This is a genomic window from Lysinibacillus sp. FW301-JW8 (genome assembly GCF_058788755.1).
Window position 1 is genome coordinate 30669 of record NZ_JBYTBB010000035.1, and the last position, 23209, is coordinate 53877.

Genomic DNA, 23209 nt, shown 5'->3' on the forward strand with positions numbered 1-23209 from the left:
ATAAATATACTTGACTTTGTAAATTTCAACATTTATGATGTAGCTAACAATCATAAATAAGTAACTCACTAATCAACTCGAAACATACTCTATAGAAAACCGACTACGGTAATAGAGATATCTCATTGATAGTAGGTCTGCTAGACGACTAGAGACTTCTTAATTTTAGAATTAAGGAGTTTTTTGTGTTTTGTTAAAAGGAATATAAATTTTTTTAGCATTAATATTTATTATACTTATAAGTTCAATATGAATAAGGAGGAGTAAATGATGACATTGCAATTTGCTTATTGGGCTCCAAATGTTAGTGGTGGATTAGTCATTTCTAATATTTCACAGCATACTGATTGGTCTTTTGAAGCGAATAAACGCTATGCCCAAATTGCAGAGAATGTTGGGTTTGATTATGTATTATTGCAAACACGTTTTTTTGCTAGTTATGGAGCAGAGAATCAGTTAGAGGCATCCGCACTTGCAGCAGCCTTAGCAGCATCCACGACCAAATTAAAAATTATTACAGCCGTGTTGCCTGGTTTATGGCATCCAGCAGTTATGGCAAAGATCATTTCAACTGTGGATCAAATCAGCAACGGTAGGGCCGCAATCAATATTGTTAGTGGTTGGTTTAAAGGTGAATTTACAGGATATGGTGAGCCTTGGTTAGAGCATGACGAGCGGTATCGTCGTTCTGAAGAATTTATAGATATTTTACGTGGTCTTTGGTCACAGGACGAATTTACGTATAAAGGTGATTTTTATAGAGTAAATCAAGCTCCATTAAAGCCGAAGCCAATTCAAGCACCGAAAATCTTTCAAGGTGGCAATTCTCAAGCTGCAAAAGAAATGGCTGGCCGTGTATCAGATGTTTACTTCATGAACGGTGACCCACTAGATAAAATTAAAGCTCAAATTGAGGAGGTTCGAGTGCTTCGAGAGGCAAATAACAACGGACCAATTGAATTTGGCATTAATGGATTCGTTATTGTTCGAGATACAGAGGAAGAGGCTCAGCAAGTATTACGTGATATTGTGAAACAAGCAAATGATGAAGCTGTTTTAGGCTTTAAAGAATCTGTTAAGCAGGCTGGTCAATCTACAGGTGACAAACAAGGAATGTGGGCTGAATCAACTTATGAGGATCTTGTTCAGTATAATGACGGTTTTAAAACGAGATTAATTGGTACTGCAGAGCAAGTGGCTAATCGAATAATAGAACTAAAGAAAATTGGGATTAATATTGTGCTAACAGGCTTCTTGCATTATGAAGAGGATCTAAAGGCATTTGGTGAAAAAGTCATTCCTTTAGTAAGAGAAAAAGAGGCTAATTTACAATTACAAAATCATTAATAAAGAAAGGGCAGATGTTTATATGTCAGAACACATCACTTTAAGCTCCATTGTAAGGCCCAATAGTGAGGAACTAAAAAAATTGTTAACAGAGATTGCAGAAGATGCAGCAAAACGTCGTAAAGAAAGTTCAACAACACACCCTCATCATGCGATTCAGCTAATTAAAAATGCACGTCTCGGTGCATTAAGATTACCAATAGAACTGGGAGGAGCAGGTGCAGCTATCCATGATGTATTTGATGTGCTCATTCAATTGGCAGCAGCAGATCCAGATGTAGCACATAGCTTACGTTATCATTTTTATGCTGTAGAGCAGTTTTTACTAGATAAAGAGAATCCTCAAAGTGCCAGATGGCTAGAAGTAATTGCAGGAGGAGATTTAATCGGGAATGGATTTACGGAGCTAAATGGTACCAATGCAGGACTTTTCCAGTTTGAAACAAAGCTAACCGTAGATGGAGAAGGTTATCGTCTGAACGGTACTAAATATTTCAGTACAGGTACCCTATATGCGGAGTGGGTAGAAATTATGGCTTCTGATGTTAATGGCAAAACGGTTCGGGTGATCCTTCCGACTGATCGAGAGGGTGTTGAAGTAGTAGATGATTGGGATGGTTTCGGTCAAACTTTGACAGGTAGCGGCACTACCAACTTAAAGAATGTATCTGTTGAAAAAACTGAAATTTTTCCTATTTCAGAAAACTCAACGCCGTTTAACTCACATTTACAATTATTTTTACAGGCTGTTATTGCTGGGATTTTACAAAGTGTTGTGCAAGATGCTGCGAATTTACTATCAACTAGAAAACGAACATTTAGTTTTGCCGCTGCAGAAAAGCCAACTGAGGATCCACAACTATTACAGGTTATAGGAGAATTATCAAGTCGTGCATTTGCTGCTAAAACAATCGTGCTAGCAGCGGCAAAAGAACTGGATAAGGCAGTCCTAACAGCAGAAAAGGACATTATAGAGTATAAGGCGAGCCATCAGGCATCATTACGTGCAGCTCAAGCTAAGGTTATAGTAGACAAATTAGCTCTTGAAGCATCCACACTGTTATTTGAAGTGGGCGGTGCCTCAGCAACGCGCAGAACAGCTTATTTAGATCGTCATTGGCGTAATATTCGTACGATTTCTTCTCATAATCCGACTGTCTACAAGGCAAGAGCAATCGGAAACTATGAGGTAAACAGAATAGAATTGCCAATTAATGAAGTGTATTTCTAGGTTAAACCATTTACAAAAGGAGGCAGACGAATGAGTATAGTAGCAGAAAAGAAAAGTAGATATTCGAGGGAATTTGTAGAGGAGATTCGTCAGCGAATTCAACCCATTATTGAAAATGTTATAAAACCAAATGCAGAAATAATTGATAAAGAAGCTAAATTCCCACGAGAAAATCTTGAAGCCTTAGCCAAGGAAGGCTGGAATTCCGTGACAATTGATGAGAAATGGGGCGGACTAGGATTAGGCTATTTAGGTTTTGCAATTGCTGCGGAGGAAATTGGAAAGGTGGATGCTTCGACTGCACTAGTTTATGCTATGCATGTGGGTGGAGCACAGGGAATTCATTTATATGGCAATGATGAACAAAAAGAACGCTGGCTTTTACCGATTCGCAATGGATTAATTGGTACATTTTCTATCAGTGAAAAAGCAACACGTGGTCATGTATGGTATAGCTTGAGTCAAGCGGAACGTCAGGCAGAGGGTTATATCATTAATGCAGAAAAGTCATTTACTACTAGTGGCGGTCAGGCAGATTTTTATTTACTACAGACAAGAACACCTGACACTGAGGATGTAAGTGATCTGAGTTTCTTCATCGTGGATGGAAAAAGTAAAGGTATTTCAGCAAAGCCCTGGAAGGCATTAGGTGTTCGTGGAAATCATAGTGGTCCCATCCGATATGAAAATGTCATTGTACCTAAGCGGGACCTGTTAGGAAAAGAGGGCTTAGGAAAAGATATTATTACGGAAGGTATAAATCCTATTTATTTAGTGGGTTTATCCTCAGCTTGGTTAGGAGTCGCTCAGGGAGCACTAAATGCTGCGATTAATCATGTGAAGAATGCTGTTAACAAAGGATTTAATAAACGATTGGCAGATTACCAAGTATTGCGGGCAAGGATAGCAGAGGTTCAAATTCAAATCACCGCTTTAAAGGCATGGCAACTAGAATTAGCTCGTCATCATGATGAGTTATTAGAAAAAGGAGAATCTCTTTCTTCATTAGGTAGAGAGATAGTAGAGTTCAAGGTGCAAACAACAGAGCTGGCTGATTTTGCAGCACGTGTTGCGATGGAAGTTGCGGGTGGCTACGGTTATTCGGAGGGGATTTTTGAACGATTATATCGAGATGCACGTGCAGGTATTCCAATGGCTCCATCCAATCATATTGGGCGTGATCAGGTGGGAAAATTAATCCTAGACTTACCATTAGATTTATGGGGAGAAGAAGGTACAAATCCAACAACTGCGAAGTAAAACCTACTAATTTAATATATTTAATAGGAAACTCCTGCTTTTTTTTTGTGGAGCAGGAGTTTATATGCTGAGTATAGAGAGGAAGAGCATGTTATGAAGAAAAAGCGTATTTATTTAAATGCATTTGACATGAATTGCGTAGCACATCAGTCTCCAGGTTTGTGGAGACATCCAGATGACCAAGCTTGGCGATATAAGGACATTGATTATTGGGTAGAGTTAGCAAAAATACTGGAAAAAGGTCGATTTGATGGCTTATTTATTGCGGATGTGATTGGGATTTATGATGTTTACGGCAATGATAAAGCCACAACTGTGCGGGAAGCAACGCAAGTTCCTGTCAATGATCCAATTTTACTTGTTTCTGCTATGGCATATGCCACAAAGCATTTAGGGTTTGGTATGACATGTTCGACGACATTTGAGCATCCCTATTCTTTCGCGCGTCGTATTTCCACGCTTGATCATCTAACAAACGGTAGAATTGCATGGAATATTGTCACCTCTTATTTAGAAAGTGGAACAAAGAATATTGATATTGGTGATAAGTTTCAGCATCAAGAACGTTATAACATTGCAGATGAGTATCTAGAGGTATGCTATAAGCTTTGGGAGGGTAGTTGGGAGAACGGAGCTGTTATACGTGATAAAGAAGTAGGTGTATTTTCAGATCCTACAAAGGTGCATGAGATTCAACATAAAGGAAAGTATTTTGAAGTGCCAGGAATTCATTTATGTGAACCATCTCCACAGCGCACACCGGTATTATTTCAAGCTGGCGCTTCAGGCGCAGGAAAGAAATTTGCGGCAAAGCATGCCGAATGCACATTTATTTCTGTGCCTTCAAAAGAAGCAGCAGCAGCTTATGTCCAAGACTTACGCCAAGAAGTTAAAAACGCAAATAGAGATTCAGATAATGTGAAAGTATTTGCACTAATCACACCGATTGTTGGAAAAACAGAAGAAGAAGCTTGGGCTAAATATGAAGAGCTGTCTAACTACATTAGTCTTGAAGGAGCGCTCTCCCTATTAAGTGGATGGTCTGGTGTTGATTTTTTGCAGTATGATTTAGATGAAGAGATTAAGTATATCGAGACAAATGCCATTAAATCAATGCTGGAGGTATTAACAAAATTTAGCCCTAATAAAAAATGGACAGTAAGAGAATTAGCGACATTTGCAGGCATAGGGGGAATGGGTCCAGTTATTGTAGGAACTCCAGCACAAATTGTTGATAAGTTTGAGGAGTGGATCGATGAAACAGATATTGATGGTTTTAACATCGCATATGCGATTACTCCTGGTACATTTATTGATTTTGCAGATTTGGTGATACCTGAACTTCAAAGGCGCGGGTTATTAGCTCCAGAATATGAAGAAGGTGTTTATCGTGAAAAATTATTTGGTAAAGGCAAAGCGAATTTATCAGATGAACATATAGGGTCAAAATATAGAAAACTGCATAAGCTAATCAATACCTAAATATGAGTGGAAAAATGAAGGTATAATTACATTCATCTAAAAATAAACTAATTTTACAGTATTTATAAAACATATTGACTTTATCTATTTCGTAAATTAATATAACTTTTAAGCATTTATCGCTAATAGCGAAACAATCTAAAAAATACCGAATAGCCAACTATGCGTAATAGAGGCACTTATTCATAATGACTACTGACATTATGAATAAGTGCCTTTTGTTTTAGAAAAGATGAGCGATCAGCAGCATAGCTTTGGATAAAATAAAGTAGGTCTATGATGACTAAAGCGATTAAGCAAGGTTTTAAAGTACTCAGTTTTCACAAAAGTGACAGTTCATTAAAGTGCTTTGAAGGAAGGAATGAAATAATGACAGTAACCTTAGATCCTACAATCAGTGCTATTGTAAGTGATTTGATTAAAACATTTGCAGAAACTGCTAGTGAGCGTGATAAAGAAGGTGGAACCGCTAAAGAGCAGCGAGATTTGATTCGCCATAGTAAATTATTGGGTTTAATAACACCTAAGGAGTTAGGTGGTTACGGACAAAGTTGGTTAGATGTGTTAACCATAACCAAACAAATTGCACAAGTTGATAGTTCTCTAGCACATTTATTTGGTTATCATTTCTTATGTTTAGCCACTGTAGACCTTTACGGTTCAGAGGAACAGTTTGAGTATTATGCTAAAAAAACTGCTGAAAAAAAGTTATTTTGGGGTAATGCATTTAATCCATTAGATCACCGTGTGACAGCCATTAAAACCACGTATGGCTGGGAAATCAATGGTGAAAAAAGTTTCTGTTCTGGTGCAACAGACTCTGATCTTTTATTGATTTCCGCGCAAAAGATAGAAGGAGAGGGCTTACTAATTGCTATAATACCTACTAAAAAGACGGGTATAGTAATTAATAATGACTGGGATGGTTTTGGGCAAAGACAAACAGATAGCGGAAGTGTGCAATTTAATAGTGTGAGGGTCTTAGAAGAAGAGATACTTGTTGGGTATCAGCAAAATTCAACAAATCTTAAATCAACAATTCGTACGCATATTGCACAGTCCATTTTAAATCAAGTATTGCTAGGAACCGCTGAAGGGGCTTTTCAAGAAGCAAAGGAGTATACCAGGGATTTTACGAGACCGTGGTTAACATCAAATGTACAGAATGCTACAGAAGACCCGTACTACGTCTATCGTTATGGTGAGTTTTTTGTAAAATTGCAGGCGGCCCTAGCCTTATCCAACATTGCCAATGAAAAGCTGCAAATGACTTGGCATGAAAGACAGCAACTTACTTTAGAATTGCGTAGTGAGTGTAGTATAGCTGTTGCAACAGCTAAAGTTCAAATCGTAAAAACAGCATTAGAGGTAACGAGTCACATGTTTGAGCTGATGGGTGCACGTGCGACATCGGCAAAATATAATTTTGATCGTTATTGGCGGAATGTGCGTACACATACTTTACATGATCCAATTGATTACAAAATAAGGGATATCGGACAATTTGTCTTAAATGGGAAACACCCTGAAATTTCACCATATTCTTAAGGAGGAACAATAATGGAAGTATTTTGGTTTATTCCAACAAATGGCGATGTACGTTACTTAAATTCATACGATGGGGCAAGGCCAGCAACCTTTGATTATACCCGCCAAATTGCACTGGCTGTCGATCAGCTTGGTTATACAGGTGTATTAATTCCAACAGGAAAAACCTGTGAAGAAGGTTTTATTGTTGCTTCTAGTTTGATTGCTGCTACAGAAAATTTGAAATTTTTAGTGGCAGTACGACCAGGATTAATGTCTCCAAGCTTTGCAGCAAGACTATCATCTACACTTGATCGTTTCTCAGGTGGTCGGCTACTAATTAATGTAGTGGCAGGAGGAGATCCCGTAGAACTAGCAGGAGAGGGATTCTTCCTTGATCATGACGAGCGCTATAAGCTAACAGATGAGTTTTTAACAATCTGGCGCAATTTATTTACAGAAGATTCGGTTGATTTCGAGGGTAATTATTTAAAAGTCGAAGGTGGTCAATTGCCCTACGAGACTATTCAGCAGCCTTATCCACCATTGTATTTTGGAGGGTCTTCTAATATTGCGATGCAAGTAGCAGCTAAACATATTGATGCCTATTTAACTTGGGGAGAGCCACCTACACAGGTAGAGAAAAAAATTGCAAAAATGCGAGCGTTGGCGGAGGAGCAGGGGCGAACTATCAAATTTGGCATTCGTCTTCACCTTATTGTCCGCAGAACAGAGGAAGAAGCATGGAAGGCAGCAAATGATTTAATTCAGTATGTTGATGATGAAACAATTGAACAAGCTCAAAAAGTGTTTAGTCGTATGGATTCTGAAGGGCAACGTTTAATGACTGAGCTTCATAAAGGAGATAAATCAAAGCTGGAAATTAGTCCAAATCTTTGGGCGGGTGTTGGCCTTGTTCGTACAGGAGCCGGAACTGCATTAGTAGGTGATCCAGATACAGTTGCTGCCCGCATCCAAGAATATGCAGATTTAGGGATCGAAACATTCATATTCTCTGGCTATCCACACTTAGAAGAAGCTTATAATGTTGCTGAACTATTATTCCCTAAACTACCAATTCAGAAGAAGACTAGTACAAATGAGCGTGTATTTTTTAGTCCATTTGGCGGAGACATAAAATCTGTGACGTTGAAGTAATTAAATCATATATATACCTTCGTATTATAGGAAGAGCATATTATTACGAAGGTATGATTTATCTTCATCCAGCAAATGTTTTTTGTATTGAAAGCATAGCGGCAGATGTTTTATGCGCGTAAGCGTAGAGGCAGCGGCAGATACAGAAGATTCCCACCTCTACAGGTGGTGAGATGAATGCGGTTTTGGTTTCTTTTGCTGTGACAGCTTCGTAATATGATGTTTCTGGTGAGTTTCCATTTGAGCATTACTGAATTTTGGAAAAGGGAGGCTATTTGAAATTAACTATTCCAAAAGAATATAGAGGGCATGCACTATCCTTATATGAAATTTTACTAGTGCAGGAGAGATTGGTATTGCAGGAGGACACTCTTTGTCTAGAAGCTTACCGCTTGAACGGTATTTTCGAGATGTACAGTGCGGCGCATATAACCCTCCATTAAATGATATGGTACTGCAAAATATTGCGACAGCAGCCATTCAGCATTTTAATTAATAAATGAACAGTCTGACATGATGAAAATAGATGAGGTAATTATTGAGGTTCGTTTAAAATACTCATTTGGTTTTAAATCAATTAAATACATAATAACGTATCAAGTTTATAGATAAAGAGGATAGTAGTTTGGAATAGCTAGTTAGAAAGTAAAGCCCAATCAAATAGCAAATTTGCTTTAGGCTTCTCATAATCCAATGGATAAGGAGGGTATTAAATGGCTGAGAAGGAAGAAAAAATTCATTTACAAATTATTGATAAGGTTTTTAATGAAATTGCAGAGGATGCTATACAAAGACGAAGCAATGATGATCGATTACCACCATATTATGCAATGGAAGTCATTAGAAGAAAAAAATTAGGGGCACTACAGCTACCAGTCCAACAGGGAGGCATGGGCTATAACTTACGTCAACTCTTTCAATTCGTATCGCAATTGGCTGAAGTAGATTCAGATGTAGCTCATATTTTACGAGCCCATTATGGTTATGTTGAGCAATTATTACGTGAAAATATAGATGGACGCCATACAGCACTATTAGCTCAAATTGCAGATGGCATTATCATTGGTAATGCCGTAACGGAGAAATCTTCGCATCATGTGGGCAGTTTAGTATTTAATACGAAATTGACAGCAGATGGGCAGGATTTTCGACTAAATGGCATCAAATATTTTAGTACTGGAACATTATATGCAGATTATGTTGTTGCGACGGCATCAGACGTTGATGATAATCCAGTGGCAGTTATTATTCCAACAGATAGAACAGGTGTCACGATTGAGGATGATTGGGATGGTATTGGGCAGGAGCTAACAGGCAGTGGAACAACAAAATTTCAAAACGTCAAAGTGCATCGCAATGAACTTTTTAAAAAGTTACAAGGAAAAACACCATTCAATGCCTTCCCCCAATTATATTTACAGGCGGTGATTGTTGGTATTTTAAACAGTATTGTGGCGGATAGCGTGTCACTTGTTCAAATTAGAAAACGTACCTTCAGTTTTGCAGCAGCACAATTACCGAGGCAGGATCCGCAGCTACTACAAATAGTTGGTGTCTAGTATTGCATTTGCCGCACAATCCATGCTACTTACAGCTGCAGATGCATTAGATCAAGCAAGCAGTCAGGCTGACCAAGGTGCTATTTCTTTTGACTTAAGCCATCAGGCATCGTTAGCCGTTGCGCATACAAAAGTTATAATTGACGAATTAGCATTAAAGGCAGCGACAAAATTATTTGATGTCGGAGGAGCCTCTGCAACAAGGAAAAGTGCTTTTTTAGATAGACATTGGCGAAATATAAGGACACTTGTTTCACACAATCCAAGCGTTTATAAAGCAAGGGCGATTGGCGATTTGGTAGTAAACAATCAGTTATTGCCGATAAAAGAGGTTTATTTTTAATCTAAAACCTAGTAAATTTATACATTTAATGATAAAAGGACTGATCCATATGGTAAAGCCACTTTCTTTTTCAGCTTTTGTTATGAATACAGCATCTCATATTATACATGGCCTTTGGCGGGATGAAGTAGGTAAGCAAATTAATTTTCAAGATATTAACTTATGGATTGATTTAGCAAAGAAATTAGAGGCTAGCGGTTTCGATGCGATTTTCTTTGCAGATGTTATAGGTCTCTATGGCAATTATAAAAATGGCTGGGAGCATCATATAAAAGCAGGCTTACAAATTCCAAGCAATGATCCAATGACGATCATATCTGCATTAGCTGTTAATACAAATCGTATCGGGTTGGCGTTTACAGCAGCACCGTTACAAGAGCCGCCCTTCAATTTTGCACGTCGGATATCAACACTGGATCATGTTTCTAATGGGCGTATTGCTTGGAATATTGTCACGAATGCACAGGAAAATGCCTACCGCAATTTTGGCTATGAAAAATTAGTCGCACATGATGAACGTTACCGATGGGCTGATGAATATGTTGATGTGTTGTATAAGCTTTGGGAAGGATCATGGGATGAAGGAGCACTTTTACAGGATCGCGAACGAGGCATTTATGCTGATCCAGCAAAAGTCCACAAAATTCACCACAAAGGTGAATATTATCAAGTAGAGGGTCCACATCTTGTAGCACCATCTCCACAACGTACACCTGTCTTATTTCAAGCTGGAGCATCAACTGTTGGAAGGGATTTTGGTGCACAACATGCGGAGGCGATATTCATTATTTCTCCAAATCCTAACAGTGCTAAGGAGCTAATACAAGAAACCAGAGATTTAGCAGTAAAGCATGGCCGATCAGCAGCAGATATTCAATTTTTTCAAGGTTTATCATTTGTTATTGGTGCAACGGAAGAAGAGGCAAGGAAGAAAGCAGCAGAGCTTGATAGCAAAATAGATATAGATTCAATTTTAGCGCATGCAGGTGGAGGAATAGGTGTTGATTTAGGTCACCTAGAATTAGATGCACCAATCGAGAACATTGAAACAGAAGGAATACAAAGCACACTACAATGGCTTAAGCAAAGTGAAGTAGGAAATGTATCAACGGTCAGAGACCTCCTTTATCTAAGAAGTAAAGCTAGCCGAATTGTAGGAACACCAGAGTCGATTGCAGATCAATTAGAGCTATGGCATAAAGCTGGAATTGATGGCATCAATGTTATTAACGCGACCATTCCTGGTTCATATGAGGAATTTATCAATTATGTCTTGCCAGTGCTACGGAAACGAGGTTTAGCAAAATCGTTAGAGCAATTAGAAGATGGTCAAACATTCCGTCATTCTCTGTTTGGCGAAAATAAATTAAATGAGCGTCATCCTGCAGCACAATATAGAGGTGCATTTCATAAAGAAGTAAATAATTAAGAATTGAATGTCATTCTACTTAGGCTTGATGGTTTCTGATTCTTTAAAACATATAATACTTATAAAAATACTTTACTTTAATTCTCCTATTGCTTATTATATGAAATAGATAATGTTTTGTACCCACTAGTCGACTAGAGGTCCCTTGTTCATTTACTTGATAAGGGACCTTTTCTGTTTATATTGTAGTAGCTGGGCGTTCAGCAAAATATCAGGATAATAAGCAATCAAATGTGTGGTTAAAGGACAATAAAACTAACTGATGAAAGTTGCCATTCAGAGGTATAAAGAGAACCCCTTTCTGAATGAAGTTTCAATAGATATGGTAAGGAGGGGTAGGAATGAATGTAAAAACTGAATTCGATGAGATTTATCATATACCTGATTTAAGATTTGCTAAATGGTGCGAAATGACATTTTCTATTAATCGGGGAGTTTATAATACTATTGATGAAAGGCTCTTTGATGTAGGCTTTTATCATATTTATGATAGAAGAAAAGCCATTGTAGCATTTTTAGAAAAATATGTTCAGCCAAGTGAAACAACTAAATTCTTTAAGTTTGGTCAAGGAAATCTATCCTTTGCTTTACAGCAATTTAGTACAGAAGAATTAAATGAAAGCATTCAGTGATTTTATAAGAAGGAGAGATTGAAATGGTAGCATTACTTGATTCAACTTTTCAATATATTGAAGGAAATGTGGAGCAAGGGAAGCAGCTTGGACGAACAATTGGTTTTCCAACTGCAAATATAAAGGTTCCTGTCCGTAACATTCCTAAGAATGGTGTATATGGTGTAGAAGCTTTTTTGAATGGTAAGCAATATTATGGTGTTATGAATATTGGTAATCGACCAACTTTTACTGATGGTAGCCATCTAACAATCGAGGTGCATATTTTAGATTTTCATGACACCATTTATGATGAGCAATTAATTGTTAAAGTTGTGTTTCCGATACGGCAAGAAAATAAATTTCAAAGCATTGAGGCACTCATTCAACAGCTTGAACTAGATGTGCAATATGCCAGAAATCGCTTTAAAAGTAAATTATCGCGGGGTGTTACGATATGACTATTATAAGAGAAGATGTGTTAAAGGAGATTGTTGATAATCTATCAAATATAAGCTACGGCATAATAATAGTCACTGTTCACAATGGTGATATTACACAATTAGATGTGACAAAGAAAAAGCGCTTTGACCGTGTAGAAACGCGGCAGGTGATTCCTAAGCTATCAAGAAAGTAGTTCGCAAACTCTAACGTACAAAGGTATAGATAGAATAATAGAGAAATCATCTAGCAGGCTTAGATTCACATGCCTGCTAGAATTCCTTTATTTTCTATTATATTTACTCCCGACAACGATATTCCTCTCCTTTCTTCCCTGTAGTTCACATGTACCTTTTCTTGGAATCTTAGTCATTTAGGCATATAATGTAGCTATAACTCGAAATTTGTCAAATAACTCGGAAAATATGAAAACTAACATGTGAAGGAAGGTTAGTAAATTGACAATACAAAATTCCGATCGTTTTCTTACAGCATTTAATCGGATAGATCATAGGCTAAGAGATATTGTCGGTGCAAAAGATTTCATGCCCTTTTACCGACTAATTGATCAAGCCAAGAAGAAGGATGTACTAGTTAAGAAATACGAAGATGATTTGAGGTCCTATGCAGACTTGAGAAATGCTATTGTACATCATCGAACGTCGATGGATTTTGTGATAGCTGAGCCTCATCTTGATGTAGTTGAAAGAATTGAGCATATCGATTCAACAATTGCTAAGCCTACATTGGTTGGTCAAATGTTTCGAAAAAAAGTGCTTGTTTTTCAAGAAAGGGATTCCTTAAAGCATGTATTGAAGGTCATTCGTCAACGTAAATTCACGCAGTTCCCTGTATACCATAAGGATCAATTTAAAGGATTAGTAACGACAGTTGGTATTACTAATTGGTTGGCTACGATGATGGGAGGCAATCAAATTCCAAAACAGATTCCAACCCTACATGATATATTAATGCATGAAAAAAATCGAGTGAATTACAAATTTGTGAGTAGATACATAACGATTTATGAGGCTGAAGATATTTTTAAGCAAGGTGTGGAGCGTGGTCGACGATTTGAGGCATTATTAATAACTGAGCATGGGAAGCCGCAGCAAAAGCTAATTGGCATCGTTACCCCGCTAGATATTGTGAAAATTGATTAAGCAAGACGATACAAGCTGTTAAGGGCTTGATCGTCTTGCTTTATCCTTTAGACTGATATATAATGAACCGTTTGCTTGAACTTGGGCAAAATAGACATCATCAACTGTTTGGACATTCTGCTTTTTCAGCTTTTTCATTAGCCAGTCTTCTGTTAAATCAAGTTCGACTAGGTTTTCATAAATAAGCTGTCCATCTGAAACCACTTCTGTTGGAATATAGATTGGCGGTGTAACATCAGCCTTCACATCCTGCTTGGTTGCTGGTTGTTCAGCAGGCTTTGGAAGCACACTCAATTTACCGGTAGTTTCAAGCAACGCATATTGAACATCCTGAACCGAGAAAACAGCCTGTTCTCGAAGCATCATTGTTAGCTCATCCATATGCAATCGATTTTTCTTTAAGGCAGATTCTAAAATTAGACCGTTTTGAATAACAATGGTTGGCTTGTCGTCGATTAATACTCGAGCCTTTTTTGACTTAATGGTAATAATAGTCATTAAATAGGTTAACACACTCCACCAAATTAACGCTATAAGACCATCTAAAAAGGGGGTCTCTGCCTGTGCTGCTATTTCAGAAGCAATCGAACCAAATGTAATACCTGTTGTATAGTGGAAGAATGTGAGCTGCCCAAGCTGCTTCTTTCCCAGTACTCTAGCTAAAATAAGTAATGCAAAAAAGGAAAGTGTAGCTCTTAGGATCATTTCCCAAAAATTCACGTGAAAAAATTCGTCCATATTCATACATCCATCAACTCCTTTACACTGCTGTCGGAAATTAGCTTGTGCAAAAAGACCAAGAGTATGCGATAATCATTTATCTTCATTCAGTATATGACTCCCACCTCTACATGTGGTAATATGAATGATGTTTTGGTTTCCTTTTCAGTGGGTGTCCCAACATCCACTGAATGAAGATAAAGCCTCCGGTGGATGTCACGGATTTTCAAAGGAATGAATTGTGTAGGCACAATTCAAAATCCGGACGCAATTACGCCAAGGCGAAATTGATTATTATCGTAATTTGAGAAAAATTAGAAAGTGGGTGTGCAGCATGAACAAGTCAGTAGAAAATGTTAATAATCCAATCTATCCTATTATGATTGCAATAGCTGTTGCCCATCTTATTAATGACACGATGCAGGCGGTAATACCAGCGATGTTCCCAATATTCAAGAGTGATTTAGGTTTAACCTTTACACAAATTGGACTAATTTCATTTGTTTTAAATATGTTCGCTTCTGCATTACAGCCAGTGGTGGGCTTTGTTAGTGATAAAAAGCCAATGCCTTATGCTTTGCCAATTGGTATGATAAGTTCATTCATAGGTATTGCTATCATTGCATTTACAACCCAATATTGGGTAATTATTATATCAGTATTATTTTTAGGCTTTGGCTCAGCTATATTTCATCCAGAAGGTTCTCGTGTTTCATTTATGGCAGCAGGCTCTAAAAGAGGGCTTGCACAATCGATTTATCAAGTGGGTGGTAACTCAGGTCAAGCACTGGCGCCATTGATTAGTGCCTATATTTTTAGTGTTTTTGGTCAACGCGGTGCCGCAATGGTATTAGTTGTAGCTGCGATTGGTATTGTTGTATTAAGTAAAATTGCTGCATGGTATAAAAAGAAGTTAGAGCAGGAACGTCTAGCAAAGAAAAAGCGTGTATTAGTATCCACCTTACCTCCATTAACAAAAAATCAAGTGGGTATTGCGCTGACGTTATTATTTACTATTATTTTTGCACGATCATTTTATACAACCAATATTACAAGTTTTTATGTATTTTATTTGATGGATCATTATGATGTTAGCCTTCGACTTGGGCAAATTCTTATTTTCAGCTTTATGGCATTTGGTGTTATTGGAACATTTTTCGGCGGTTCATTATCTGATCGAATTGGTAGAAAGAATGTTATATTATTATCCGTTATTGTACCAATGCCATTCTGTCTAGCTCTTCCATATGTTCCTTTATGGACAGCTATGATATTCTTAGTGATTATTGGTACACTCATTATGATTAGCTTCTCAGTGACAGTTGTATACGCACAGGAGCTAGTCCCTTCAAAAATTGGTACAATGGCTGGTTTAACAACGGGCTTTGCTTTCGGTATGGGAGCAATTGGAGCTATGGTCATTGGTGTTTTAATGGACCATAAGGGAATTGATTTTACGATGATGGTCGTTTCCTTGTTGCCTTTATTGCTATTAGTAGCCTTTTTCTTACCAAAGGATAAACCTGCGTCAGCAGTATAAAAACTAAAACGCGTCTCAAAATTTTAAAGAACCTGGAAAGGACATTTAAAATTTGAGAACGCGTTTTTTATTGTCGTAATGGTGATAAAAATTCTGCTGGTAGATTTTCTTTATCTATAACGTAGCCCTCTGATATATGAACTTCATGCATTTTATCGTTATAGGTAAATTTAAAAATGCCATTGTCAAAGTCGGTGCCAATTTCTTTAAAGAAAATACCCTCAATCGATACATATTTCGGACATGTAAATGCTACTTTAAAGCTTTCATGCTCTTTGATTAAATAAGCGCGTACGCCTTTCTCATATATGTCATTAGCATCATCATCAGTTGGGCGCTGAACAGCAACAATATGGAAGTCGACAAAGGGAACCTCTTTTAACAGTACGTTTAAGAATGAGCCTTTTGTGATCTCTTCCCAACGACTCTGCGCACTTTGACCTACAATTATTTGTGATATCCCAAAATTCTTTGCTACTTCTGCGATAACTTTTTGTATAGGGCGTTTTTCATCATCTAATAAAATGAATTTTTCAACATCTAGCTCATCCGATAGCTTTTTCCATTGCTCAATATAGCTAGATTTTTCTGCATCAAATGCATCAAGGGGCTGCGAGTCTACAGAAAGAATATAGAGTGGGCAATCTAACATTGTGGCCATCTTATGTCCACGGCGTATTAAGCGTTCCCCGTTAAGCCCGTAATAAACACAAACTAAAATACTTTCGTCTAAACGCCCTTTCACATGCTTCATAAAAAATTTACACCTCTTATCTTGTTGTTATTTTGTTATTTCCACTGTCGATTTTGAAAAAATTATCCTAAAACAGCTAGAATTGATGCTGTTACAGTGCATTATGCTCATTTATATTGTATACTTAAAAATGTATAAAAGTTAATGACAATATATCGAGAAAGCCTTGAGAAATTAAGTTTATATCTATAACTCACAGGTATTTGATTTATGCATTTTGCGCATTTAAACGAATAGTCTCTATATGCCACACTATTATGCAGTGAGTTAAATAGATAGTCAAGTCTCTCGGTATTCCTTAGTAAAATTGCGTTTAATTTTAATAAGCTTCCATTTTAAAATAACCTTAGTTACCAACTCTAAGTTCCCCTAGTTTTTTCTTACAGCACTACCATAAAAGCTTACTGAATCATAAATTAAGTTGCAATAAAAAATCCTAATTCTCACTGTTAATTCATCAAATCATGATATCTTCTAAAACCCCTTAAGGATTATTCAAAGGAATTTCTGATATATTCGTTTAGCTTTACTATATTCATAACAGCATTTTTTCAGCAGGTAATGAATACTAGCTGAAATAAATAAAGTGTCCTCAATTACGTATTTGATTTTGATTGTTAAGTAATAAAGCGTACTATCTTCATCAGATTAGGGAATACTTTATTATCGGCATCATTAAAATCAATCAACAGTCTGCAGGACGAATTCGATAGTAGGAGGTTTTCATTTGGTTACAGTTCTTATTGCAATACTTTTTCCATTTGTCTGCGCTGCGCTTATTCCACTTCTTTATAGGCGACTGAGGCGTGTTGCACATCTTGGCTGGTTTGTGTTAGCCGTTCCATTCATCTTGTTTCTTTTACTCGCTCGCTCTATTCCTCAAATTGCCGAGGGTAAAACGTTTATTTATACATATGAGTGGATTCCCTCTTTTAATATAAATTTCACAACATACCTAGACGGTCTCAGTATGATTTTTGGCTTACTGATTACTGGTGTAGGTAGTTTGGTTATTTTATATTCTATTTTTTATTTATCAACGAAAGAATCTCTTCATCACTTTTACTGCTATCTATTACTATTCATGGGCGCTATGCTTGGTGTCGTTTTTTCAGATAATTTAATGGTATTATACACGTTTTGGGAATTAACAAGCGTGTCATCATTTTTGTTAATAGCATTTTGGCATCACCGAAAGGCATCCCGAGCTGGTGCGAGAAAAGCCATGACAATTACTGTTTTTGGTGGCCTATCCATGCTAGCTGGTTTTTTAATGCTTTTTGTGGCTTCAGGATCATTTAGTATTCGTGAAATTGTAGCCAATGTTGAAGTAATACGTGATCATACACTGTTTACGCCAGCATTAATCCTTATATTAATAGGTGCTTTTACAAAGTCAGCACAATTCCCATTCCATATTTGGCTACCTGATGCAATGGAGGCACCAACTCCAGTCAGTGCTTATTTACACTCCGCAACTATGGTAAAGGCCGGAATCTATTTAGTTGCACGTTTTTCCCCTGTATTTGGCGGTGAGGCCATTTGGTTCTGGCTTGTTAGTGTGGTTGGTCTTGCAACATTATTCTGGGGCTCATTTAATGCCGTACGCCAAACGGATTTAAAAGCCTTATTAGCTTTTTCAACAATTAGTCAGCTTGGGTTGATTATGAGTTTATTTGGCCTAGGATCGGTTGGTCATTATTACGGCTATGCTGAAAATACTATTATTTATACGCAGGCAAGCTTTGCGGCGTTATTTCATCTTGTCAATCACTCCACTTTTAAGGGTGCACTCTTTATGATGGTAGGGATTGTCGATCATGAGGTGGGGACACGTGATATACGCCGTCTTGGTGGCTTAATGGCGTTGATGCCTGTAACGTTTACAATTGCCGTAATTGGTGGTTTTTCGATGGCTGGATTACCACCATTTAATGGATTTTTAAGTAAAGAAATGTTTTTTGCCGCAATGCTGGCTATTCGTAATGTAGAAGCCTTTTCAATTACTGATGTAGGGCTATTATTTCCGATTATCGCTTGGGTGGCGAGTATTTTTACATTTGTCTACAGCTTAATTTTAATAAGTCGCACGTTCTTTGGAAAATTACAGCCAGATAAGATTGATAAAAAGCCACATGAAGCGCCAATTGGTATGCTAGTTTCGCCAATTATCCTAAGCATCCTTGTAGTGGGAATCTTCTTCTTCCCGAATATGCTAGGACATTATATTTTAGAGCCCGCAATGGCAAGTATATATCCAACTTTCCCGTCAACAAGTGAGCTAACACCGCATATTCATGCATGGCATGGCATAAATGCAGAGCTATTAATGACACTAGGAGTAATCATTATTGGGGCTATATTATTTAAAACGTTAAAAAGCTGGAAGCCTTTATATCGAATATTCTCTCAAAAGTATACGTTTAATACGTATTACAATCGTCTCATTGAAATGAGCGAAAATGGCTCAGCAAGGCTGACTAATCGCTATATGACAGGTAATTTAACTCATTATTTTATCTATATATATGTATTTTTTGTAGCGCTTATTGCGGGCTACTTTATTTGGTCGGATGCTATTGCATTTGATTTTGCTAAGGATTCTACAATTGAGTCCTATGAGCTGATTCTAGTGTTTGTAATGATGTTCGCAGCAGTATGGATGATTTTCGCAAAGGGTCGTGTGACGGCAATGTTGTTAAATGGTGTGCTTGGTTATTCAATTGCCTTTTTCTTTGTTATTTTCCGTGCTCCTGATTTAGCGTTGACGCAATTAGTTGTTGAATCTGTGACGACCGCTTTGTTTCTCCTATGTTTTAAATATTTACCTGATTTAATGCCCGAATCAGCACATAAAAAGGTCCAATGGTCAAATGCCACAATATCTATTTTAGTTGGTGCTACCGTTACACTGGTGGGCTTGGCCGTAGTTCACTTTGATCGCTTTGAGCCTGTTGCTACTTACTTTAATGATGCTTACGAGCTTGCAGGAGGCTCGAATATTGTGAATACGATACTGGGCGATTTTCGGGCATTTGATACGATGCTAGAGGTTGTCGTTCTTCTAATTGCTGGCTTAGGTGTGTATACACTCACGAAGCTAAAGCCACGAAAGGAGAAGACTGACCATGAAAATTAATGACGTTATTTTACGTACAATAACTAAAGCAGTCGTATTCATTATTTTAACCCTAGGCGTTTATTTGTTCTTTGCAGGGCATCATGCTCCAGGTGGAGGCTTTATAGGTGGTCTCGTACTTGCCTCGGGTATTGTTCTGTTGTATCTAGCCTATGATATTGAAACCGTGCATAAAGGAATGCCGTTTGATTTTAAAAAAATGGCGGCGCTAGGAGTATTACTTGCTACAGGAACGGCTATTGGATCACTATTTTTTGATGTGCCATTTTTAACACAGGCACATACCTATATTGATGTTCCGATATTTGGGAAAATGGGCTTTTCAACTGTCACCATTTTTGAGGCTGGTGTAGCGTTAACGGTTGTAGGTGTTGTAGTGACAATTATTTTAAGTATAAGTGAGGATGAGTAGCCAATGGAATCTTTAATACTTGTGTTAGTTGGTGTATTAGTAGCTGTTGCGACGTACTTAATCCTCTCGAAACAGTTATTGCGTGTAATTTTAGGAACTGCGGTTTTATCACATGCAGCCCATCTCCTAATTTTAACGATGGGCGGGCTAAAAAAAGGGGATGTACCACTTTTAGGAGAATCAGAACGTCCCTATACAGATGCACTGCCTCAAGCGTTAATTTTAACTGCAATCGTTATTAGCTTTGCAGTGACAGCATTTGTGCTTGTTCTTGGCTACCGTGCCTATAAAACAAATGGTTCAGGGAATTTTGACGAATTGAGAGGTACGCCGGATGAGTAATTTGATTGTTTTACCATTAATCGTACCCGTTATTACGGCAATATTGTTAGTATTTTTACGTGAACATATTATCTTACAGCGCATTATTAGTGTATTAACATTAAGCTTTGTGGTTTTGATTGGTATTGTGCTATTGATAGCTATTCAGGAGCAGGGTGTGTTGCGGATCGATTTTAGCGGATGGGGACCACCGTTTGGTATTCTATTTGTTGCAGATTCATTTGCCGTTTTGCTTGTTTTAATAGCGAATATTGTCGCAGTAATTTGTGTGCTATATGCCTTGTTTACGATTGGCAACAGCTATGAAAAAATGTATTTCTATCCGTTCGTCTTACTTATGGTAGCAGGAGTCAATGGTTCATTCTTAACAGGGGATATATTTAATCTGTTTGTGTGCTTTGAGGTAATGTTACTGGCCTCATATGCACTTATAAGTTTAGGTGGCGATAAAATCCAGCTTCGCGAGGCATTAAAATATGTACTTATTAATATTGTGGCCTCTTGGATTTTCTTAGTAGCATTAGCCTTTTTATATGGAACTGTTGGAACATTAAATATGGCACATATTTCTGTTCGTGTAATGGAGGCTGGGGCAGATCCTGTTATTACAACTGTTGCCCTGATTTTCTTAATAGTCTTTAGCTTAAAGGCAGGTTTATTATTGTTCTTCTGGTTACCTGGCTCATACAGTGTACCACCTACAGCAATTGCTGCACTTTTTGCTGCGTTATTAACAAAGGTGGGCATTTATGCGCTCGTTCGCACCTTTACTTTGCTATTTCCAAACAATCCGGATGTTACACATACTGCACTCGGAATTATGGCAGGGCTTACGATAATTGCTGGGTGTATGGGCGCATTGGCAGGACGAGATGTAAGAACTATTGCATCTTATAATGTCCTCATTGGTGTTGGATTTATAGTAGCTGGTCTTGCGATTGGTACAGAGTCTGCGCTACAAGGAGTAACCTATTATTTAATGCATGATATGGTAGCGAAAGCTATGCTATTTTTGGCAGTAGGTATGATGATTTATGTTACGGGTGAAACGTTAATAGATAAAATGAGCGGGCTGATTCGAAATTATCCTCTTTTCGGCTGGTTATTCTTTATTGTCATGTGTTCACTTGCTGGTATACCGCCATTAAGCGGTTTTTTAGGTAAGGTTTTAATTGGACAAGGTGCGATAGAAGGAGGGAATTTTATCCTGTTGGGTCTAGGGTTTTTATCAAGTTTAATTGTCTTGTATTCCCTTCTACGAATCTTTCTTTCCTCATTCTTTGGAGAAACAATTATTAGTCTAGAAGATGAGAAGCCGTTACCGAAACGCATTGTCTTGCCTTTAGCATTATTGGCAGTTTGCACAATTGCTTTAGGGATTGGAGCTGAGTGGATGGCGCCATACGTAACAGATGCAGCAGAAACACTTTATACGCCATCGATTTATATTGATGCTGTGTTAGATGGAGAAGCTTGGCAGGGTGAGGTGAGTAAATAATGGCAATGCAATTTATTTTAAATTTATTTATCGCAGCACTTTGGTTATTGCTACAAGATGAGGTGGTCCCGCAGTTTTCCACATTTTTAATTGGCTTTATTGTAGGTATTGGAATTTTGTATGCGTTGCATCGCTTTTATGGCACACAATTTTATTTGCGACGTGTGTTTTCCATTATTAAATTACTATGGCTCTTTAATTGGGAGCTACTATTATCGAGCTACAGCGTGTTAAAACAAATAACTACGCCAAGACTTACGATTACCCCTGGCATATTTACGTACAAAACTGTTCTAAAGGGAGATTGGGAAGTAACAGCACTTGCGTTGCTACTCACACTTACTCCAGGATCAGTAGTGATGGAGGTTTCTGAGGAGGGTGACGTGTTCTATATTCATGCAATGGACATTGAACAATCGAAGGATGCTGTCATTCGTTCTATAGGTAAATTTGAACAAGCAATAATGGAGGTGACACGTTAATGATTGAAAATATTTTGCTCTTAGCTTTAGCTTTATTTAGTGTTTCTATCGCGCTGTCACTGTATCGTGTTATTCGAGGACCATCGATGCCCGACCGTGCTATCGCTCTTGACACAATTGGTGTAAATTTATTGTCAGCAATCGCCATCGTGTCGATTGTATTGAAAACAAAGGCATATTTAGAAGCAATTTTGATATTAGGTATTTTAGCATTTATCGGTACAATCGCTTTTACAAAATATATCGAAAGAGGTGTGATTGTTGAACGTAAATCAAATGATTGAATGGGCGGCTGTCATCCTCATTTTGATTGGCTCGATTGTAAGTGTTATTAGTGCATATGGGATGATCCGTTTACCTGACGTTTACACGCGCTCCCATGCTGCAACGAAAAGTTCTACGCTATCGGTATTAACATGTTTATTAGGTGCATTTATTTATTTTTGGGTACATGATGGATTTGTAAGTGTACGTTTAATATTAGGTATCCTTTTCGTCTTTGTAACAGCTCCTGTAGCAGGGCACTTAATTTGTCGTGCCGCCTATCGCTCTCGCGTTCCTTTGGCTGAGGGCTCTGGTGAGGATGAACTGAAGCCCAAGCTGTTTCCAGAAGAAAAATAGAAAGAAGACTGTTTGCCAAAGCAAGCAGTCTTTCATAGTGTTGAAAAATTAAATAGTCAAGGGACTCTTTGTAAATATTTAGTCAAAATGAAGGTGATTTCCGTTCCAGGCTACTCGCTTTGCCGCTGACGCTTCGCTTTCGCGCAGAGC

At 37.8% G+C, this 23209-nt stretch carries 24 protein-coding genes; 22 read left to right on the forward strand and 2 right to left on the reverse strand.

The genetic code is table 11. The annotated features are described in order from the left end of the window. Positions 1-270: 270 nt before the first annotated feature. The 14 genes from sfnG (at position 271) to AC3WOM_RS14960 (ending at position 13551) form a co-directional block, all read left to right on the forward strand. Positions 271-1347 carry a dimethylsulfone monooxygenase SfnG gene (sfnG, locus tag AC3WOM_RS14895; protein ID WP_492447403.1) on the forward strand — a complete coding sequence of 359 codons (1077 nt, stop codon included), beginning with the start codon at positions 271-273 and terminating at the stop codon, positions 1345-1347. Positions 1348-1369: 22 nt separating this feature from the next. Further along, positions 1370-2578: an acyl-CoA dehydrogenase family protein gene (locus tag AC3WOM_RS14900; protein WP_492447404.1), complete on the forward strand. Its 1209-nt coding sequence runs from the start codon at positions 1370-1372 to the stop codon at positions 2576-2578. 30 nt (positions 2579-2608) lie between these two features. Then, complete coding sequence (locus tag AC3WOM_RS14905; RefSeq protein WP_492447405.1) at positions 2609-3838, forward strand: acyl-CoA dehydrogenase family protein; 1230 nt, start codon at positions 2609-2611, stop codon at positions 3836-3838. Between the two features lie 93 nt (positions 3839-3931). Beyond that, on the forward strand, positions 3932-5320 hold the full coding sequence (locus tag AC3WOM_RS14910) for an LLM class flavin-dependent oxidoreductase (RefSeq protein WP_492447406.1): 1389 nt from the start codon (positions 3932-3934) through the stop codon (positions 5318-5320). Positions 5321-5689: 369 nt separating this feature from the next. Then, positions 5690-6868 (forward strand): acyl-CoA dehydrogenase family protein, encoded by a 1179-nt coding sequence (locus AC3WOM_RS14915; RefSeq protein ID WP_492447407.1) that lies wholly within the window; start codon positions 5690-5692, stop codon positions 6866-6868. A gap of 12 nt (positions 6869-6880) precedes the next feature. Next, entirely contained in the window at positions 6881-8005 is a 1125-nt protein-coding gene (gene ssuD, locus AC3WOM_RS14920) for an FMNH2-dependent alkanesulfonate monooxygenase (RefSeq protein WP_492447408.1), read from the forward strand. 373 nt (positions 8006-8378) lie between these two features. Further along, positions 8379-8501 (forward strand): hypothetical protein, encoded by a 123-nt coding sequence (locus tag AC3WOM_RS14925; protein ID WP_492447409.1) that lies wholly within the window; start codon positions 8379-8381, stop codon positions 8499-8501. A gap of 217 nt (positions 8502-8718) precedes the next feature. Then, positions 8719-9564 (forward strand): acyl-CoA dehydrogenase family protein, encoded by an 846-nt coding sequence (locus AC3WOM_RS14930; RefSeq protein ID WP_492447410.1) that lies wholly within the window; start codon positions 8719-8721, stop codon positions 9562-9564. Beyond that, complete coding sequence (locus tag AC3WOM_RS14935; protein WP_492447419.1) at positions 9557-9907, forward strand: hypothetical protein; 351 nt, start codon at positions 9557-9559, stop codon at positions 9905-9907. Before AC3WOM_RS14930 ends, AC3WOM_RS14935 begins: the two co-directional genes overlap by 8 nt. A gap of 49 nt (positions 9908-9956) precedes the next feature. After that, positions 9957-11336 (forward strand): LLM class flavin-dependent oxidoreductase, encoded by a 1380-nt coding sequence (locus AC3WOM_RS14940; RefSeq protein ID WP_492447411.1) that lies wholly within the window; start codon positions 9957-9959, stop codon positions 11334-11336. A gap of 341 nt (positions 11337-11677) precedes the next feature. Next, entirely contained in the window at positions 11678-11968 is a 291-nt protein-coding gene (locus tag AC3WOM_RS14945) for a hypothetical protein (RefSeq protein WP_492447412.1), read from the forward strand. Positions 11969-11991: 23 nt separating this feature from the next. Beyond that, positions 11992-12408 (forward strand): riboflavin kinase, encoded by a 417-nt coding sequence (locus AC3WOM_RS14950; RefSeq protein ID WP_492447413.1) that lies wholly within the window; start codon positions 11992-11994, stop codon positions 12406-12408. After that, the gene (locus AC3WOM_RS14955) at positions 12405-12584 is read left to right on the forward strand and encodes a DUF2292 domain-containing protein (RefSeq protein WP_492447414.1); all 180 of its coding nucleotides are present in this window, start codon (positions 12405-12407) and stop codon (positions 12582-12584) included. The genes AC3WOM_RS14950 and AC3WOM_RS14955 overlap by 4 nt, the downstream gene beginning before the upstream one ends. 262 nt (positions 12585-12846) lie before the next feature. Continuing rightward, positions 12847-13551 carry a CBS domain-containing protein gene (locus tag AC3WOM_RS14960; RefSeq protein WP_492447415.1) on the forward strand — a complete coding sequence of 235 codons (705 nt, stop codon included), beginning with the start codon at positions 12847-12849 and terminating at the stop codon, positions 13549-13551. Between the two features lie 18 nt (positions 13552-13569). Here the strand turns inward: AC3WOM_RS14960 and AC3WOM_RS14965 are convergent, their stop codons facing one another. Further along, a complete protein-coding gene (locus AC3WOM_RS14965; protein WP_427539481.1) occupies positions 13570-14289 on the reverse strand; it encodes a DUF421 domain-containing protein in 720 nt (239 codons plus the stop codon). Positions 14290-14605: 316 nt separating this feature from the next. Here AC3WOM_RS14965 and AC3WOM_RS14970 point away from each other — a divergent pair, with 316 nt between their 5' ends. Beyond that, complete coding sequence (locus AC3WOM_RS14970) at positions 14606-15811, forward strand: MFS transporter (protein ID WP_427539484.1); 1206 nt, start codon at positions 14606-14608, stop codon at positions 15809-15811. A 67-nt stretch (positions 15812-15878) separates the two neighbouring features. On the opposite strand, the gene AC3WOM_RS14975 is transcribed toward AC3WOM_RS14970, so the two are convergent. Beyond that, positions 15879-16565, reverse strand: a complete 687-nt coding sequence (locus AC3WOM_RS14975) for a histidine kinase (RefSeq protein ID WP_427539487.1) — start codon at positions 16563-16565, stop codon at positions 15879-15881. A 727-nt stretch (positions 16566-17292) separates the two neighbouring features. On the opposite strand from AC3WOM_RS14975, the gene AC3WOM_RS14980 reads away from it, so the two are divergent. The 7 genes from AC3WOM_RS14980 to AC3WOM_RS15010 are packed head-to-tail and all read left to right on the forward strand — an operon-like array spanning position 17293 to position 23059. Beyond that, on the forward strand, positions 17293-19704 hold the full coding sequence (locus tag AC3WOM_RS14980) for a Na+/H+ antiporter subunit A (RefSeq protein WP_427539490.1): 2412 nt from the start codon (positions 17293-17295) through the stop codon (positions 19702-19704). Next, complete coding sequence (locus tag AC3WOM_RS14985; RefSeq protein WP_427539493.1) at positions 19694-20116, forward strand: Na(+)/H(+) antiporter subunit B; 423 nt, start codon at positions 19694-19696, stop codon at positions 20114-20116. Before AC3WOM_RS14980 ends, AC3WOM_RS14985 begins: the two co-directional genes overlap by 11 nt. 3 nt (positions 20117-20119) lie before the next feature. Continuing rightward, complete coding sequence (locus AC3WOM_RS14990) at positions 20120-20458, forward strand: Na(+)/H(+) antiporter subunit C (protein WP_492447416.1); 339 nt, start codon at positions 20120-20122, stop codon at positions 20456-20458. Then, complete coding sequence (locus AC3WOM_RS14995) at positions 20451-21956, forward strand: Na+/H+ antiporter subunit D (RefSeq protein WP_492447417.1); 1506 nt, start codon at positions 20451-20453, stop codon at positions 21954-21956. Before AC3WOM_RS14990 ends, AC3WOM_RS14995 begins: the two co-directional genes overlap by 8 nt. Next, positions 21956-22438 carry a Na+/H+ antiporter subunit E gene (locus AC3WOM_RS15000; RefSeq protein WP_427539499.1) on the forward strand — a complete coding sequence of 161 codons (483 nt, stop codon included), beginning with the start codon at positions 21956-21958 and terminating at the stop codon, positions 22436-22438. Before AC3WOM_RS14995 ends, AC3WOM_RS15000 begins: the two co-directional genes overlap by 1 nt. Beyond that, positions 22438-22722 (forward strand): Na(+)/H(+) antiporter subunit F1, encoded by a 285-nt coding sequence (locus AC3WOM_RS15005; protein WP_054771958.1) that lies wholly within the window; start codon positions 22438-22440, stop codon positions 22720-22722. The genes AC3WOM_RS15000 and AC3WOM_RS15005 overlap by 1 nt, the downstream gene beginning before the upstream one ends. After that, a complete protein-coding gene (locus AC3WOM_RS15010) occupies positions 22700-23059 on the forward strand; it encodes a Na+/H+ antiporter subunit G (protein ID WP_427539505.1) in 360 nt (119 codons plus the stop codon). Before AC3WOM_RS15005 ends, AC3WOM_RS15010 begins: the two co-directional genes overlap by 23 nt. The last annotated feature ends 150 nt before the right edge of the window (positions 23060-23209 follow it).

Bases quoted from the DNA above. Each gene is read 5' to 3' on its own strand.
- sfnG (WP_492447403.1), top strand. From the start codon at position 271: ATGACATTGCAATTTGCTTATTGGGCTCCAAATGTTAGTGGTGGATTA.
- AC3WOM_RS14900 (WP_492447404.1), top strand. From the start codon at position 1,370: ATGTCAGAACACATCACTTTAAGCTCCATTGTAAGGCCCAATAGTGAG.
- AC3WOM_RS14905 (WP_492447405.1), top strand. From the start codon at position 2,609: ATGAGTATAGTAGCAGAAAAGAAAAGTAGATATTCGAGGGAATTTGTA.
- AC3WOM_RS14910 (WP_492447406.1), top strand. From the start codon at position 3,932: ATGAAGAAAAAGCGTATTTATTTAAATGCATTTGACATGAATTGCGTA.
- AC3WOM_RS14915 (WP_492447407.1), top strand. From the start codon at position 5,690: ATGACAGTAACCTTAGATCCTACAATCAGTGCTATTGTAAGTGATTTG.
- ssuD (WP_492447408.1), top strand. From the start codon at position 6,881: ATGGAAGTATTTTGGTTTATTCCAACAAATGGCGATGTACGTTACTTA.
- AC3WOM_RS14930 (WP_492447410.1), top strand. From the start codon at position 8,719: ATGGCTGAGAAGGAAGAAAAAATTCATTTACAAATTATTGATAAGGTT.
- AC3WOM_RS14940 (WP_492447411.1), top strand. From the start codon at position 9,957: ATGGTAAAGCCACTTTCTTTTTCAGCTTTTGTTATGAATACAGCATCT.
- AC3WOM_RS14945 (WP_492447412.1), top strand. From the start codon at position 11,678: ATGAATGTAAAAACTGAATTCGATGAGATTTATCATATACCTGATTTA.
- AC3WOM_RS14950 (WP_492447413.1), top strand. From the start codon at position 11,992: ATGGTAGCATTACTTGATTCAACTTTTCAATATATTGAAGGAAATGTG.
- AC3WOM_RS14955 (WP_492447414.1), top strand. From the start codon at position 12,405: ATGACTATTATAAGAGAAGATGTGTTAAAGGAGATTGTTGATAATCTA.
- AC3WOM_RS14965 (WP_427539481.1), bottom strand. From the start codon at position 14,289: ATGGACGAATTTTTTCACGTGAATTTTTGGGAAATGATCCTAAGAGCT.
- AC3WOM_RS14970 (WP_427539484.1), top strand. From the start codon at position 14,606: ATGAACAAGTCAGTAGAAAATGTTAATAATCCAATCTATCCTATTATG.
- AC3WOM_RS14975 (WP_427539487.1), bottom strand. From the start codon at position 16,565: ATGAAGCATGTGAAAGGGCGTTTAGACGAAAGTATTTTAGTTTGTGTT.
- AC3WOM_RS14985 (WP_427539493.1), top strand. From the start codon at position 19,694: ATGAAAATTAATGACGTTATTTTACGTACAATAACTAAAGCAGTCGTA.
- AC3WOM_RS14990 (WP_492447416.1), top strand. From the start codon at position 20,120: ATGGAATCTTTAATACTTGTGTTAGTTGGTGTATTAGTAGCTGTTGCG.
- AC3WOM_RS14995 (WP_492447417.1), top strand. From the start codon at position 20,451: ATGAGTAATTTGATTGTTTTACCATTAATCGTACCCGTTATTACGGCA.
- AC3WOM_RS15000 (WP_427539499.1), top strand. From the start codon at position 21,956: ATGGCAATGCAATTTATTTTAAATTTATTTATCGCAGCACTTTGGTTA.
- AC3WOM_RS15005 (WP_054771958.1), top strand. From the start codon at position 22,438: ATGATTGAAAATATTTTGCTCTTAGCTTTAGCTTTATTTAGTGTTTCT.